The organism is Priestia sp. SIMBA_032 (genome assembly GCF_046535215.1).
GTDB classification, from domain to species: domain Bacteria; phylum Bacillota; class Bacilli; order Bacillales; family Bacillaceae_H; genus Priestia; species Priestia aryabhattai.
The window spans coordinates 1-262 of sequence record NZ_JAWRXD010000898.1 but is presented as its reverse complement, the minus strand read 5'-3'; the positions used below and the strand labels follow the sequence as shown (position 1 = coordinate 262).

The following is a 262-nucleotide window of genomic DNA, read 5'->3' as shown; positions in this document are numbered from 1 at the left end:
CCCTGCTCGAACAGACGTCGCTGTACGATACCGCTGACTTGCGGGCGAATCTCTGCGGTTCTGAAGGCCGCAACGCGCCCTGGCAGATCCTCACTGACGTCTACGACCTGAGGCTTCAGTCTCAATACCGACACATGCACCGGTGTCGGTTGCGCCTCGCCCTGTTGTGTCGAATCGCAACCACCCAGCATCAGGGCGCATAGGCAGAGCCAGATGACATACGGCCCTATTTGACTCTCCATAACCTCATTAACCTCACAGA

General features: G+C 57.6%; 1 protein-coding gene. It reads left to right on the top strand.

What is annotated here, in order from left to right; genetic code table 11:
- The coding region (locus tag SB717_RS36915; RefSeq protein ID WP_410908052.1) for a hypothetical protein at positions 1 to 203 on the top strand (203 nt) is incomplete at its 5' end.
- Positions 204 to 262: the final 59 nt, after the last annotated feature.